The organism is Bordetella pertussis 18323, from assembly GCF_000306945.1.
GTDB classification, from domain to species: domain Bacteria; phylum Pseudomonadota; class Gammaproteobacteria; order Burkholderiales; family Burkholderiaceae_B; genus Bordetella; species Bordetella pertussis.
Window position 1 is genome coordinate 3,307,649 of record NC_018518.1, and the last position, 13,609, is coordinate 3,321,257.

Here is a 13,609-nt window from a genome sequence, read left to right on the forward strand (position 1 = left end):
CGTGCACAGCCGCGAAAAATTGTGTATAGTTGCGGACTTCGTTGGCCTGGTAGCTCAGTCGGTAGAGCAGAGGATTGAAAATCCTTGTGTCGGTGGTTCGATTCCGCCCCAGGCCACCAAGAATTCGATGCCCAGCCCTTGCACTGGGCATTTTCATTTGTGCGCCAGGGGCTTGGGTGAAAAGTCTCGCCCATAACGTCCCAAGTCGTGCCGCTACATCCCGCTTGCTAAACGGGTGACAACTTCTACGTGTGTGCGATAAGGCCAAGCCTGGATCTGGTAGACCCCATAAACTCGGCATAGGGCCATATCTAGAGACCACACTCGCCCAAACTCGAGCCTAAGCATACTAAGCCAACAGTCACAACAGTCGACGACCAAAACCCAATAGAAGTCCGCGAACAGCAGGAGGAGCAGGCGCGCCTGGCCCGCCTGCGCACCTTCGAACTGAGCCTCGAGGAGCCGCCCCCTGTCTCCCAGAAGGTCCGCCAGTCAAGCATGACCACTTCGACTAGGTGTGAACTGTCAATAGGTTGTATTCGTCCAGGTTGAGTCTGGAGATGGGTACAGCGCGCCCGATGCCTTGGTGGGGTCGATGCCAGTTGTAGTGGTGTAGCCAGGATTTCATGGCATCGGCTCGGTGTTGGGAGTTCTGGTAGGTGTGAGCGTAAGCCCACTCACGCAAGGCCGACTGGATGAAGCGTTCGGCCTTGCCATTGGTCTGTGGGCGGTAAGGTCGGGTAAAGCGGTGCTTGATGCCCAGCTCATGGCACAGCGCGGCGAAGGCGCGGCTGCGAAAGGCCGAGCCATTGTCGGTGAGCAAGCGCTGGATGGTCACGCCCAGGCGCTGGTAGTAGGCCACTGCGTCCTTGAGGAACTGGACGGCGCTGGGGAAGCGCTCGTCGGGGTGGATGTCGGTGAAGGCCACGCGGGCGTGGTCATCGATGGCCACGAAGACGAAGTCCCAGCCGGCCCCCTCAACGGTATCGCGTCGGTTGCCCGTGACCCGGTGGCCAGGGCGCTGGATACGTCCCAGCTTCTTGATGTCGATGTGCAGCAGATCGCCGGGGGCCTGATGCTCGTAGCGCACCACCGGCTCGGCCGGCTCCAGGTCGGCCAGGTGCGACAGACCGGCGCGGGCCAGGACGCGGCTGACGGTGCTGGCTGACACGCCCAGCGCCTGGGCGATGCGCGCTTGGGTCAGCCGCTTGCGGCGCAGCTCCACGATAGCCAGCGCCTTGGCCGGCGCAATCGCTCGGGGCGAGACCGTCGGGCGCGAGGACGCATCGGCCAAGCCCGCCTGGCCCTGAGCCAGGAAGCGGCCCAGCCATTTGCGCACAGTCGGCGCGGTGACCCCATAGGCGCGGGCCGCTTCAGGCACACAAACTTGATGGGCGATCAATTGCTGGACCATTTCGAGTCGACGTAGGAAGGTCAATCGGGCATGCTTATGGGTGTTCATCCGGCCGGGCTCCTTGAGTGAACTGGGGAGTTGGCGATTTCCAGTTTCTCAAATCCGGTTCGGATGAACCATGCATACAACCTATTGAATCTTCACAGCTAACGGGAAAAAGTGCAAACCGACACCTTAACCGATGGCGCAACATATAGCCTTTCAGGGAGCTGTCAAGGGAAATGGCCTACCTGGAATGCGGAGCTACAGTAGGAAGATCGTGGCCAGCCCAAGGAAAATGAAAAAGCCGAGCGAGTCGGTGGCGAAGGTCAGCAGCACCGACGAGCCGATGGCCGGGTCCTTGCCGAAGCGCGCGCGCAACATGGGCACCATGACGCCTACCGAGGCGCCGACCAGCATGTTGCAGATCATCGCGGCCATCATGACGACGGCGATGGACAGCGAATCGGAAATGGCCCAGGCGAACAGGGCGGCCACCAGGCTGCCGCACAATCCCACCAGCAGCGTGACCAGCATTTCGCGCTTGACCAGTTGCCAGAGGTTGCGGCCGGTGATGCGGCCGACGGCCAGCGCGCGGATGATCATGGTCATGGTCTGGTTGCCGGAGTTGCCGCCGATACCCGCCACGATGGACATGAGAAACGCCAGGATCACGATGTGGCTGACGGTATCCTCGAAGCGCGAAGCCACGAACGAGGCGGTGGCCGCGGTACAGAGGTTGAACAGCAGCCAGGGGGCGCGGTTGCGCAAGGCCATGAGCACGGGCGCGAAGATGTCTTCTTCCTGCAGGCCGGCGCGCGACAGCGCCTGCTCCTGCGAGTCTTCCTGGATCACGTCCACCACGTCGGCAATGGTGACGCGGCCGATCAGCCGGCCCTGTTCGTCGGTGACCGGGGCCGAGACCAGGTCGTAGCGTTCGAACGCGCTGGCGGCGTCGGCGTCGGAATCCAGCGGGCCCAGGGTCAGGAAATCCGAGTTCATGACCGCGCGCACTTCGGTATCGGGCTCGCTGACCAGCAGCGTGGCGATCGGCAGGACGCCTTGCAGCTTGTCCTGGCGGTCGACCACGAAAATCTGGTCGGTGTGGTCGGGCAGTTCGTGCAGGCGGCGCAGGTAGCGCAACACCACCTCCAGCGACACGTCCTCGCGCACCCGGACCATTTCGAAGTCCATGATGGCGCCGACGCTGTCCTCGGGGTAGCCCATGGCCTCGAGCAGCTGGGCACGCTCTTCCTCGGTCAGGCCCTTCTGGACTTCGGCCACCACGTCGGGCGGCAGATCGGGCGCCAGGTCGGCCAGCTCGTCGGCGTCCATGCTGCCGGTGGCGGCGACCAGGTCCTGGCGGTCCATCGCCTCGATCAGCGATTCGCGCACCCAGTCTTCGACTTCGATCAGGACATCGGCATCGTGCTCGGTACTGACCAGCCGCCACACCGTCTGGCGTTCGTCCTTGGGCAGCGATTCCAGGATGAAGGCAATGTCGGCCGGGTGCAGCCCGTTGATCAGGGTCGCCAGCTCCGCCTCATGCTGGCGGTGCACCAGGTCTTCCACCAGGTGGGCCTTGTCGTCGCCCTGTTCCTGGCGATGGACCAGGTCTTCGACCAGATGTTGCCGGCGCAGGCACTCCTGGACCTCGGCCAGTGCGTGCTGGGCGTCTTCGGGGTCGAGCCGGCGGGGCGTCGCGGGCGGCTTGGGCGTGGCGGAGGACTGCGTCATGCAACAGGACTCAAAGGGTGGGCAGCGGGCGGCTGCGCCGGGCTTCGTCGGTGGCGACGTAGGTGAGCACCGCTTCGGTGACCTTCACGACTTCGGCGTCCAGGCGCTGGCGTTCAGCATACACTTCGACCGACACCGTGACCGAGGTCGTGCCGGTGCGCGTGATGGAGGTATAGAAACTGAGCAGGTCGCCGACGAATACCGGTTGCTTGAACTGGAATGCGTTGACGGCCACGGTGGCCACGCGTCCGGCGGCGCGCCGGGCGGCAGGGATCGAGCCGGCGATATCCACCTGCGCCATGATCCAGCCGCCGAACACGTCGCCATGGATATTGGCATCGGCGGGCATGGGCATGACGCGCAGGACCGGCTCGCGCCCGCTGGGCAGGCTGGTGAAGGGGGATTTGGGTGGGTTGGTCATGCGGGCCGGCTCCTGAAGGGACCCGGCCGATTATGCAGGAAAAACGTGTCCTAAGCGCGCGGCTCAGGTCGCCAGCTTCACGATTCCGTAGCCGCCGAACACCAGCCAAGCGTACAGGACCAGTCCCAGCGCCATGACGCGCGGTCCGGCCTTGCGGATCTGGGCGAAGCGGGTTTCGATTCCCAGCGCCGTCATGGCCATGGTCAGGACGAACACATCCAGCTTGCGGATGGCGGTGACCAGGTCGGACGGCAGGATGTCGAGGGAGTTGACGATGGCCAGGACCAGGAAGCCGATCGCGAACCACGGCACCGGCAGCTTGGCGTGGGATTTGCCGTCGGCGCCGGCGGCGGCGCTGGCGCGCAGCCAGAAGCCCAGCACCAGCAGGACGGGCACCAGCAAGGCGACGCGCGTCATCTTGACGATGGTGGCGACCTCGGTCGTGGCCGGATCGATGTTGCTGGCCGCGCCGACCACCTGGGCAACCTCGTGCACGGTGCCGCCGATATAGATGCCCAGCGCCTGGGTGTCGAAGGGCAGCCAGCCGGCGTGGTAGATCACCGGGTAGAGGAACATCGAGAGCGTGCCGAACAGGACGACGGTGGCGACCGCCACTGCGCTCTTGTGAGGGGCGGCGCGCAGGGTCGGTTCGAAGGCCAGCACGGCGGCGGCGCCGCAGATCGCGCTGCCGGCGGCCGTCAGCATGGCGGTGTCGCGGTCCAGGCCGAGCAGCCGCTGGCCGGCCACCGTGCCGATGAGCAGGGTGGAGGCGACCACGCCGACCGACACCGCCAGGCCGGGCAGTCCTACCGCGGCGATTTGCTGGATGCTGATGTTCAGGCCGTAGAAGGCGACGGCGATGCGCAGCAGGCGGCGCGCCGTGAAGTGCACGCCGGCGCCCCAATCGGCCGGCATGGTGCCGCGCAGGAAATTGCTATACAGCATGCCACAGACGATGCCGACCACCAGGGGCGAGAAGCCGAATTGCCGGATGAACGGCAGGTCGGCCAGTTGCACCACGGCCGCCGCCATCAGGGCGACGAACAGGATGCCATTGAGCTTGTCGCGCCACGGGGTGGGCAAGGGCAGGGTAGAGGTAGTGGTGGTCATAGCGCCGTCAGCGATAACTAAATAACTGGCAGAAATATTACGACCCGGACTATTATCTGAAAAATCTTTATTTTTAATATCTATCATCAGGAATTACGATATCGGCATGACACCGGAGCAATTGCTTACCTTCGCCAGCGTGGCCGATGCCGGCAATATCAGCCGCGCCGCCGAACTGCTGCACCTGTCGCAGCCGGCGGTGTCCGGCCAGTTGCGCATGTTGCAGGACTGGTTCGGCGAGCCGTTGTATCGGCGCAGCGGCCATGGCATCGTCCTGACCGCGGCCGGCGAGCGGCTGGCCGAGCACGCGCGCCAACTGCGCCAGGTATACAGCCAGGCCGGCGCGCTGCGCGACGCCTGGCGCGGCCTGGAAACCGGTTCGTTGCGCCTGGGCGCCAGCACCACGCCGGCCAGCTACCTGCTGCCCGGCCTGGTGGCCGCCTTCCGGGCCCGCTACCCGGCCGTCGGCGTGCATCTGTCGGACGGCAATACGCGCCAGATCGTCGAGCGGCTGCCGTCCCTGGACCTGGCTTTCATCGAAGGCGAAGTGCCGGCCGGCCTGCCCGCCGATACGGTGGTGCACCCCTGGCGCCAGGACGAGGTGGTGGCGATCGTGCGCTCCGACCACACGCTGGCGGGCAACGGCGCGGCCACGCTGCGCGACCTGGCGGCCTGGCCCCAGGTCACGCGCGAGCCGGGTTCGGGCGTGCGCGGGCTGGTCGAGCGCGCCTTCGCCAGCGCGGGGCTGGCGCCGGCCGTGGGGCTGGAGCTGGCGGGCGTGGAAGGGGTCAAGCAGGCGGTGCGCGCCGGCCTGGGCGTGGGCTTCGTCTCCATCATGTCGGTGCGGCACGAAGACGGCTCGCTGGCGACGCTGCGGCTGCTGCCGCGGCCGCTGACGCGCACGCTCAGCATCCTGGCGCCGCACGCCAGCGCCGCGGCGCGCGCCACCCAGCGCTTCCTGGACGCCTGCCTGGCGCTGCCCTAGGGGCCTGGCCGGCTCAGGGGCGCGCCAGCTCTACCCAGTAGGTGGCGCCCAGCGGCAACAGTTCGTCGTTGAAGTCGTAGCTGCCGTTGTGCAGCATGCAGGGGCCGGCGCCATGGCCGGCGTCGCGGTGGTCGCCCGATCCGTTGCCGATCCAGACGTAGCAGCCGGGCTTGTCCTGCAGCATGAAGGCGAAGTCCTCCGCGCCCATGGTGGGCTGGACGTGGTCGTTGACGTTCTCCGCGCCCACGATGCCGCGCATGACGCCGGCGCAGAACGCCGATTCGGCGGGGTGGTTGATGGTGGGCGGATAGTTGCGCCGGAATTCCAGCTCGCCCTCGCAATCGAGGGCGGCACAGGTCAGGCGCGTGATTTCGCCCATGCGGCGCTCGATCAGGTCGAGCGTTTCCAGCGTGAAGGTGCGCACCGTGCCGCGCATGACGGCCTCGTTGGGCACCACCTTGTCGGCGCTGCCGGTGTGGATCTGGGTGATGCTGAGCACGGCGGCGTCGAGCGGGTTGCGGTTGCGCGTGACGATGGTCTGCAGCGATTGCGCCAGCTGCACCGCCGCCATGACCGGATCGACGCCCAGGTGCGGCATGCCGGCGTGCGTGCCCTTGCCCTTGATGTGGATCGCGAACTCGTTGCTCGAGGCCATGATGGGCCCGGCGGTCAGGCCGAACTGGCCGACTTTCATGCCCGGCCAGTTATGCATGCCGAATACCGCTTCCATGGGGAAGCGGGTGAACAGGCCATCGTCGATCATGCGCTTGGCGCCGCCGCCGCCTTCCTCGGCCGGTTGGAAGATCACGTACACGGTGCCGGCGAAATCGCGCTGCTGCGACAGGAAGCGCGCCGCGGCCAGCAGCATGGCGGTATGGCCATCGTGGCCGCACGCGTGCATCTTGCCCGGATTGCGGCTGGCGTGCTCGAAAGTGTTGGCTTCCTGCATGGGCAAGGCGTCCATGTCGGCGCGCAGGCCGACCGCCCGCGGGCCTTCGCGCGTGCCGCGGATGATGCCGACCACCCCCGTGCCGCCCAGGCCGCGGTCGACCTCGATGCCCCATTCCTGCAGCCTGGCCGCCACCACGTCGGCGGTGCGAAATTCCTCGAATGCCAGTTCGGGGTGCGCGTGTATGTCGCGGCGTATGGCGGCGATATCCTGGCGCCACGCGACGATGGGTTCGATCAGTTTCATGCCGTGGGCTCCATGCGGAAGTCCGAGGCAACAAGGTTATCATCAAACAAAACTCGAATTAATGGAGGCAAACACCATGCTGCGCCCCTGGCTCGCCCACTATCCCGCGGGGGTTCCCCACGAGATTTCGCCGCAGGACTACACGTCGCTGACCGACCTGCTGGACCAGGCCTGCCGGCGCCATGCCGGCCAGGTGGCCTGCCGCTCGATGGGCTCGGACATGACCTATGCGCAACTGGATGCCCATGCGCGGCACTTCGCCGCCTGGCTGCAGGGGCGCGGCCTGGCGCGCGGCGCGCGCGTGGCGCTGATGATGCCCAACGTGCCCGCCTACCTGGTGTGCCTGCTGGGGACGCTGCGCGCCGGCATGGTGGTGGTGAACGTCAATCCGCTCTACAAGGCCGACGAATTGCAGCGCCAGCTGCTCGACAGCGGCGCCGAGACGATCGTCATCCTGGAGAATTTCGCGCACACGCTGCAGGCGGTGCCCGATCGCGGCGCGCTGTCGCATGTCGTGGTGGTCGGCCCTGGCGACTTGCTGGGAGGCCTGAAAGCGCCGCTGGTCAACCTGGCGGCGCGCTATGTGAAGAAGTTGATTCCGCCGTGGCGCATCGACGGGGCGCACCGCCTGCCGGATGCCTTGCGCGACGGCGCGCGCGCCACGTTCACGCCGCCCGCACTGGGCATGGACGACCTGGCCGTGCTGCAGTACACCGGCGGCACCACCGGCGTACCCAAGGGCGCCATGCTGTCGCATGGCAACCTGGTAGCCAACGTGCTGCAGACCGAAGCCGTGGCGCAGCCGGTGCTGCACGACCTGCATGGCCGGCAATTGACGATCATCAGCGCGCTGCCGCTGTACCACGTGTTCGCCATGACGGTCTGCGGCCTCTACGGCATGCATGCCGGCATGCGCAATCTGCTGGTCATCAATCCGCGCGACCAGGCGGCGCTGATCGTTGCCTGGCGCCAGGCGCCGATCAATATCTTCCCCGGCGTCAATACCTTGTTCAACGCCCTGGTCAACAACCCGGATTTCGCCAAGCTGGATTTCACCGACCTGCGCCTGACCCTGGGCGGCGGCATGGCGGTGCAGCGCCAGGTCGCCGAGCGGTGGCTGGAGCTGACCGGCCATCCGCTGATAGAAGGGTACGGCCTGTCGGAGACCTCGCCGGTGGCCACCGTGAACCCCACCGACGCCAAGACCTATTCGGGCTCCATCGGCCTGCCGCTGCCATCGACCGACGTGGCCATTCTCGATGATGACGGTGCGCCGGTGCCGCTGGGCGAGCGTGGCGAGGTTGCGATCCGCGGCCCGCAAGTCATGCTGGGGTATTGGCAGAAGCCCGAGGAAACGCGCAACGTCATGACGGCCGACGGATTCTTCCTGACCGGCGACATCGGCATCATGGACGAGGCCGGCTACACACGCATCGTCGACCGCAAGAAAGACATGATCGCGGTGTCGGGCTTCAAGGTGTATCCCAATGAAGTCGAGGCCGTCATCGCGGCGCATCCGGGTGTCCTGGAGTGCGCGGTCATCGGCGTGCCCGACGAGCATTCGGGCGAGGCGGTCAAGGTATTCGTCGTGAAGAAGGATCCGGCCCTGACGGCCGAAGCGGTGCTGCAATGGTGCGAGGAGCGGCTGACCGGCTACAAGCGTCCGCGCCACGTGGAATTCCGCGACGAACTGCCCAAGAGCAACGTGGGCAAGATCCTGCGGCGCGAACTGCGGCCCGAGGCGGGAAGCTAGCTGTGAACTGTCAATAGGTTGTATTCGTCCAGGTTGAGTCTGGAGATGGGTACAGCGCGCCCGATGCCTTGGTGGGGTCGATGCCAGTTGTAGTGGTGTAGCCAGGATTTCATGGCATCGGCTCGGTGTTGGGAGTTCTGGTAGGTGTGAGCGTAAGCCCACTCACGCAAGGCCGACTGGATGAAGCGTTCGGCCTTGCCATTGGTCTGTGGGCGGTAAGGTCGGGTAAAGCGGTGCTTGATGCCCAGCTCATGGCACAGCGCGGCGAAGGCGCGGCTGCGAAAGGCCGAGCCATTGTCGGTGAGCAAGCGCTGGATGGTCACGCCCAGGCGCTGGTAGTAGGCCACTGCGTCCTTGAGGAACTGGACGGCGCTGGGGAAGCGCTCGTCGGGGTGGATGTCGGTGAAGGCCACGCGGGCGTGGTCATCGATGGCCACGAAGACGAAGTCCCAGCCGGCCCCCTCAACGGTATCGCGTCGGTTGCCCGTGACCCGGTGGCCAGGGCGCTGGATACGTCCCAGCTTCTTGATGTCGATGTGCAGCAGATCGCCGGGGGCCTGATGCTCGTAGCGCACCACCGGCTCGGCCGGCTCCAGGTCGGCCAGGTGCGACAGACCGGCGCGGGCCAGGACGCGGCTGACGGTGCTGGCTGACACGCCCAGCGCCTGGGCGATGCGCGCTTGGGTCAGCCGCTTGCGGCGCAGCTCCACGATAGCCAGCGCCTTGGCCGGCGCAATCGCTCGGGGCGAGACCGTCGGGCGCGAGGACGCATCGGCCAAGCCCGCCTGGCCCTGAGCCAGGAAGCGGCCCAGCCATTTGCGCACAGTCGGCGCGGTGACCCCATAGGCGCGGGCCGCTTCAGACACACAAACTTGATGGGCGATCAATTGCTGGACCATTTCGAGTCGACGTAGGAAGGTCAATCGGGCATGCTTATGGGTGTTCATCCGGCCGGGCTCCTTGAGTGAACTGGGGGGTTGGCGATTTCCAGTTTCTCAAATCCGGTTCGGATGAACCATGCATACAACCTATTGAATCTTCACAGCTAGCTGTCGATTCTCAATAGGTTATTCACATCTGGGATACGCGTGATGGGTGGCTGATGTCCGAGAGCGGAGTGTGGCCGATACCAGTTGTAGCGGTCAATGAAGGGCTGCAAGGCAGCCTGTCGTTCGGCTGAGCTCGTGTAGGGCCTGGCGTATGCCCACTCCCGTAAGCAGGTCTGCACGAGGCGCTCGGCCTTGCCGTTGGTCTTGGGGGTGTAGGGGCGGGTGCGGATGTGACGGATTCCCAGCTCCACGCACACCGCCCGAAAGGTCCTGGAGACGTAGCCGCTGCCGTTGTCGGTCATCACGCGGTCGATGCGCACGCCCAGACTGGCGTAGTAGGCGGTGGCTTGGCGCAGGAACTCAGCGCACTGATCGCCGCCTTCATCGTCGAGGATGCGAGCAAAGGACACGCGCGAGAAGTCATCGATGGCCAGGTGCACAGCGTCCCAGCCAATGCCGCGGTTGCGGTTCTGGGCCCGATCGCCGGTGATGCGATGGCCCACGCCCCGGATGCGGCCCAGCCGCTTGGTGTCGATGTGCAGCAGCTCGCCTGGGCTGGCGCGTTCATAGCGGCGCACCGGCGCCGGCGGCTCCAACGAGGCGAGTCGACTCAGGCCGATGCGTTCCATATACCGCGCCACGGTGGCCAGGCTGCGGCCGGCTTCACGCGCGATGCGCCACAGCGGCAGACGCTGGCGGCGCTGCTGGGCGAAGTGCTCAACCTGCTCGGGCGCACAGGCCTTCGGGCTGCGGTGCGGGCGAGAACTGCGGTCAAGCAGGCCGTCCAGACCTTCGCTTCGGAAGCGGGCAAGCCACTTGTAACCGGTGCGCAGGCTCACCCCTGCCGCCTGGCTGGCCTGCCTCATCGTCCAGTTCTGTTGCATCACCCTGTTAACAAGAAGGGCTCGACCTAGGCGGGTCAATCGCGCATGCTTATGGTTGTTCATCCAGTGTCCTGCCCTGAGTTGCGATGGCGTGGTAACCACAGCATCCCAGGTCCGGCCTGGATGAACAACCTATTGAGACATCACAGCTAGCGCGGGCCGCGCGGGCGCTCAGGCCTGGCTGGAATCGGGCGCGGGCGCGTCCAGGTGCGGGCTGACCATGTCGAACAGCGCGCCGTGGATGTGCCGGTTGCCGGCCACCACGCGGCCGCCGCTGGGCCACGACTGCTGTCGCATCATGTCGGTGCACACGCCGCCGGCCTCGCGCACGAGCAAGGTGCCGGCCGCGACATCCCACGGCGCCAGGCCCATTTCCCAATAGCCGTCGTAGCGGCCGCAGGCCGTCCAGGCCAGGTCCAGCGCCGCCGCGCCCATGCGGCGCACGCCGCGGGTGCGGCGGATGGCATCGTGCAGCATCGGCATGTACTGGTGGGCGAAGGAAAAATCGCGGAACGGAAAGCCCGTGGCCAGCACGGCATCGTCGAGCGTCGACGTGCGCGAGCACGAGATGCGATGGCCGTTGAGCCACGAGCCGATGCCATGGACGGCGGTGAAAAGCTCTTCGCTGCTGGGGTCGTAGACCACGCCGATGACCGGCGTGTCTTCCTGCAGGTCGGCGCCCGCCACCACGCGCGTGCCCGCGTGGGCGACCAGCGCGATCGACACCGCGTAGTGCGGGATGCCGTGCAGATAGTTGGTGGTGCCGTCCAGCGGGTCGATGTACCAGGTGGTTGCCGGCCCTTGCGCCGCGCCGCCGGTTTCTTCGGCCACGATGCCGAACTGCGGCGTGCGCTCGCGCAATACGCTGATGACGGCGGCCTCGGACTCGCGGTCGGCCTGCGAGACCAGGTCGTTGCGCGCCTTGCGGTCGATGACCAGATCCGAGCGATGGTGCGCGTACGACTGCAGAATGGCGGCGCCTGCATGGGCCGCTGTGACGGCTGCGTCGACGGCCGCGCCGAGGTCCAGGGTGGCGGAGGCAGGGGAGCGTTGGGCGGAGGTCTGCATAGCCCAAGTGTAAGCCCATGCTCGCAACGCATTCCGCAACCAGGGAGAATTCGGGCCCGCTGCCAGGTATTTCGTTGCAACGGCGTGGTGCTTATCCAACGGCCGGCGATGGCTTTATAGTGGCAAACCTTTGAATAGTCGGATCTTTCCTGCCGCCATGTCTGCCCCGTATGCGCCCCTGCAGCCCGCCGTCGTCGTCCATGACGAACAGGGCCGCCTGTACAGCGCCGCCTATGGCGATGTCTATCACTCGCGCGACGACGCGGCCGGCCAGGCGGAGCATGTTTTCCTGCGGGGCAACGGCCTGCCGCAGCGTTGGCGCGGCCGGGCGCGCTTTACCGTCTGCGAGACGGGCTTTGGCATGGGGCTGAATTTTCTCACCCTGTGGCAAGCCTGGCGTGACGATCCGGCGCGGCCGCGCCGCCTGCACATGCTGTCGCTGGAGGGACACCCGTTTGCGCGCGAGGATCTGCTGGCCGTGCTGCGCGCCCATGCGCCGGCGGGACTGCAGGCGCTGGCCACCCAGTTGGCCGTGCAGTGGCCCCCGCTGCTGCCCGGGCTGCACCGGCTGGAGTTCGAAGGCGGCGCGCTGACCTTGACGCTGGGCTTCGGCGCGGCGCAACAGCTGGCGCCGCGCCTGACGGCGCGCGTCGACGCCTACTTCCTGGACGGCTTCGCGCCGCGCGGCAATCCCGCCATGTGGGACCCGCACATGCTGCAGGCCCTGGCGCGGCTGGCAGCGCCGGACGCCACGCTGGCCTCCTGGTGCAGCGCCGGGCAGGTGCGACAGGCGCTGCAACAGGCAGGCTTTGCCGTCCGGCGCGCGCCGGGCTTTGGCGGCAAGTGGCACATGACGCTGGGCCAGCGCCTGCCTGGGGTGGCGACACCCGACGATGCGCCCGATGATGACGGCGCGCCGGTGCTGGTGGTCGGCGCCGGGCTGGCCGGCGCGGCGGTGGCGCATGCGCTGGCCTTGCGCGGCCGGGCCGTGACGGTACTGGATGCGGCGCGGCTGGCGGGCCTTGCGTCGCACGCCGGCCATGCCGCCGCGGCCCTGACGCCGGTCATCGCGCGCGACGACAATCCGCGTGCGCGCCTGTCGCGCGCGGGCAGCCAGCGCGCCTGGCTGCGCTGGCGCGACCTGCCGGCGCCGGCCGCGCGGCGGCGCTGGCGCAGACGCTGCAGATCCTGCAATTTCCGGCCGACTGGGTGCGCATGGTGGACCGCGACCAGGCGGGGGCGCTGGCCGGCTTGCCGGTGGCGCGCGGCGGCGTGTTCTTCGCCGACGGCATGCTGGTGCAGCCGGGCGCGCTCATCGATGCGCTGCTGGCGGGCGAGGGCATAAGCACGATCGCGGCGCAGGCTGCGCGGCTGCGGCGCCACGGCGCCCAGTGGCAGGTGCTCGACGCGCAGGGACGGCAGGTGGCGCAGGCGCCGGTGGTGGTCCTGGCCAATGCGGCCGACGCGCCGCGCCTGCTGGCCGACAGCGGCCTGCTCGAACCCTTGCCGCGGCTGGCCCGGATGCACGCGCTGGCCGGCGAAGTGACCCTGCTGCCGGCCGAGGCCCTGTCCGGCGGGCCGCGCTGCGTCGTCGGCGGCGAGGGATACCTGCTGCCCGCCGTGGACGGCTGGTACGTGGCCGGCAGCACCTATGTGCATGGCGCCGCGCAGGCGCTGACCGGCGCCGAAGGCCAGCGCGTCAACCTGGACAAAGCCGCGGGCCTGCTGGGCCAGGCGCCGGCCGCCTTCGCGTCCCTGCAGCCCGGTTCGTTGCCCGGCTGGGCGGGATGGCGCGCCGTGCTGCCGGGCCGGTTGCCGGCGGCCGGGCCGGTTGCCCATGCGCCGGGGCTGTGGCTGGCGGCGGGATACGCATCGCGCGGGCTGAGCTGGGCGGCGCTGATGGGCGACGTGATCGCGGCGCGCCTCTGCGGCGAGCCCGGGCCGCTCGAAACCGACTTGCTGGCGCAAATCGCGCCACGATGAAAATAAAATGGTGTCGCATCTATTGCCGACC

11 protein-coding genes, 1 tRNA gene and 1 pseudogene are annotated in these 13,609 nt (G+C 67.3%); 5 read left to right on the forward strand and 8 right to left on the reverse strand.

Going from position 1 to position 13,609, the window contains the following annotated elements; translation table 11 throughout:
* Window positions 1-43: 43 nt before the first annotated feature.
* Window positions 44-119: transfer RNA gene (locus BN118_RS15575), tRNA-Phe, on the forward strand.
* 392 nt (window positions 120-511) lie between these two features.
* On the opposite strand, the gene BN118_RS15580 is transcribed toward BN118_RS15575, so the two are convergent.
* Complete coding sequence (locus tag BN118_RS15580; RefSeq protein ID WP_005013747.1) at window positions 512-1,462, reverse strand: IS481-like element IS481 family transposase; 951 nt, start codon at window positions 1,460-1,462, stop codon at window positions 512-514.
* Window positions 1,463-1,479: 17 nt separating this feature from the next.
* Here BN118_RS15580 and BN118_RS21100 point away from each other — a divergent pair, with 17 nt between their 5' ends.
* Complete coding sequence (locus tag BN118_RS21100) at window positions 1,480-1,611, forward strand: hypothetical protein (RefSeq protein ID WP_255033505.1); 132 nt, start codon at window positions 1,480-1,482, stop codon at window positions 1,609-1,611.
* A 46-nt stretch (window positions 1,612-1,657) separates the two neighbouring features.
* Here BN118_RS21100 and mgtE read toward each other — a convergent pair whose 3' ends face one another.
* From mgtE to BN118_RS15595, 3 genes are all read right to left on the reverse strand, one after another.
* Window positions 1,658-3,130: a magnesium transporter gene (mgtE, locus tag BN118_RS15585; RefSeq protein WP_003814555.1), complete on the reverse strand. Its 1,473-nt coding sequence runs from the start codon at window positions 3,128-3,130 to the stop codon at window positions 1,658-1,660.
* A gap of 10 nt (window positions 3,131-3,140) precedes the next feature.
* Window positions 3,141-3,551 carry an acyl-CoA thioesterase gene (locus BN118_RS15590; protein WP_003814554.1) on the reverse strand — a complete coding sequence of 137 codons (411 nt, stop codon included), beginning with the start codon at window positions 3,549-3,551 and terminating at the stop codon, window positions 3,141-3,143.
* 63 nt (window positions 3,552-3,614) lie between these two features.
* Window positions 3,615-4,661 carry a YeiH family protein gene (locus BN118_RS15595; protein WP_014906006.1) on the reverse strand — a complete coding sequence of 349 codons (1,047 nt, stop codon included), beginning with the start codon at window positions 4,659-4,661 and terminating at the stop codon, window positions 3,615-3,617.
* A gap of 106 nt (window positions 4,662-4,767) precedes the next feature.
* Here BN118_RS15595 and BN118_RS15600 point away from each other — a divergent pair, with 106 nt between their 5' ends.
* Entirely contained in the window at window positions 4,768-5,646 is an 879-nt protein-coding gene (locus tag BN118_RS15600; RefSeq protein WP_003814552.1) for a LysR family transcriptional regulator, read from the forward strand.
* 13 nt (window positions 5,647-5,659) lie between these two features.
* Here the strand turns inward: BN118_RS15600 and BN118_RS15605 are convergent, their stop codons facing one another.
* Entirely contained in the window at window positions 5,660-6,841 is a 1,182-nt protein-coding gene (locus BN118_RS15605; protein WP_014906007.1) for a M20 aminoacylase family protein, read from the reverse strand.
* 76 nt (window positions 6,842-6,917) lie between these two features.
* Between BN118_RS15605 and BN118_RS15610 the strand changes: the two genes are divergently transcribed.
* A complete protein-coding gene (locus BN118_RS15610; protein ID WP_023852727.1) occupies window positions 6,918-8,594 on the forward strand; it encodes a long-chain-fatty-acid--CoA ligase in 1,677 nt (558 codons plus the stop codon).
* Here BN118_RS15610 and BN118_RS15615 read toward each other — a convergent pair.
* From BN118_RS15615 to BN118_RS15625, 3 genes are all read right to left on the reverse strand, one after another.
* A complete protein-coding gene (locus BN118_RS15615; protein ID WP_010930048.1) occupies window positions 8,591-9,541 on the reverse strand; it encodes an IS481-like element IS481 family transposase in 951 nt (316 codons plus the stop codon). The genes BN118_RS15610 and BN118_RS15615 overlap by 4 nt on opposite strands.
* Before the next feature lie 98 nt (window positions 9,542-9,639).
* Window positions 9,640-10,590, reverse strand: coding sequence for an IS481 family transposase (locus BN118_RS15620; RefSeq protein WP_014486105.1), 951 nt, complete (start codon window positions 10,588-10,590; stop codon window positions 9,640-9,642).
* A gap of 108 nt (window positions 10,591-10,698) precedes the next feature.
* The gene (locus tag BN118_RS15625; protein ID WP_023852715.1) at window positions 10,699-11,595 is read right to left on the reverse strand and encodes an inositol monophosphatase family protein; all 897 of its coding nucleotides are present in this window, start codon (window positions 11,593-11,595) and stop codon (window positions 10,699-10,701) included.
* A 130-nt stretch (window positions 11,596-11,725) separates the two neighbouring features.
* On the opposite strand from BN118_RS15625, the pseudogene mnmC reads away from it, so the two are divergent.
* Window positions 11,726-13,578, forward strand: a pseudogene (gene mnmC, locus BN118_RS15630) (bifunctional tRNA (5-methylaminomethyl-2-thiouridine)(34)-methyltransferase MnmC2/FAD-dependent 5-carboxymethylaminomethyl-2-thiouridine(34) oxidoreductase MnmC1).
* Window positions 13,579-13,609 lie beyond the last annotated feature (31 nt).

Coding starts and splice junctions, on each gene's coding strand:
- BN118_RS15580 (WP_005013747.1), bottom strand. CDS start 1,462: ATGAACACCCATAAGCATGCCCGATTGACCTTCCTACGTCGACTCGAA.
- mgtE (WP_003814555.1), bottom strand. CDS start 3,130: ATGACGCAGTCCTCCGCCACGCCCAAGCCGCCCGCGACGCCCCGCCGG.
- BN118_RS15590 (WP_003814554.1), bottom strand. CDS start 3,551: ATGACCAACCCACCCAAATCCCCCTTCACCAGCCTGCCCAGCGGGCGC.
- BN118_RS15595 (WP_014906006.1), bottom strand. CDS start 4,661: ATGACCACCACTACCTCTACCCTGCCCTTGCCCACCCCGTGGCGCGAC.
- BN118_RS15600 (WP_003814552.1), top strand. CDS start 4,768: ATGACACCGGAGCAATTGCTTACCTTCGCCAGCGTGGCCGATGCCGGC.
- BN118_RS15605 (WP_014906007.1), bottom strand. CDS start 6,841: ATGAAACTGATCGAACCCATCGTCGCGTGGCGCCAGGATATCGCCGCC.
- BN118_RS15610 (WP_023852727.1), top strand. CDS start 6,918: ATGCTGCGCCCCTGGCTCGCCCACTATCCCGCGGGGGTTCCCCACGAG.
- BN118_RS15615 (WP_010930048.1), bottom strand. CDS start 9,541: ATGAACACCCATAAGCATGCCCGATTGACCTTCCTACGTCGACTCGAA.
- BN118_RS15620 (WP_014486105.1), bottom strand. CDS start 10,590: ATGAACAACCATAAGCATGCGCGATTGACCCGCCTAGGTCGAGCCCTT.
- BN118_RS15625 (WP_023852715.1), bottom strand. CDS start 11,595: ATGCAGACCTCCGCCCAACGCTCCCCTGCCTCCGCCACCCTGGACCTC.